This window comes from Streptomyces sp. NTD91 (genome assembly GCF_059510455.1).
The window spans coordinates 1-315 of the sequence record NZ_JCAJZW010000189.1; the positions used below are offsets into that span (position 1 = coordinate 1).

General features: G+C 65.7%; 1 protein-coding gene. It reads left to right on the forward strand.

Annotation, left to right across the window (positions count from 1 at the left end; genetic code table 11):
• Positions 1 to 230: transposase (locus tag AC5WRT_RS39175; RefSeq protein WP_496101127.1), on the forward strand; the 230-nt coding region annotated here is incomplete at its 5' end.
• Positions 231 to 315: the final 85 nt, after the last annotated feature.

The window sequence follows — 315 nt, forward strand, 5'->3', positions numbered from 1 at the left end:
AGCTGGTCCGCCTGGCGAAGATCCGCTGGCGCATCGAGCACGATTACCGCGAACTCAAGCACGGCCTGGGCCTGGACCACTTCGAAGGCCGCTCCTGGAACGGCTGGCACCACCACGCCACCCTGGTCACCGCCGCCCACGCCTTCCTCACCGAGCAGCGGCTGGCCCCAAAAGCCGACACAGCGGACTCACCCTCTACCAGATCCTCGACACCCTCCAGGACCTGCTGAACTGCTGGACCGGCGTCTGCACCACCTGCCACCGACCTCTGCCCAGCAGGACCACACCAAGATCAAGACAGACCTAACGGAGTCC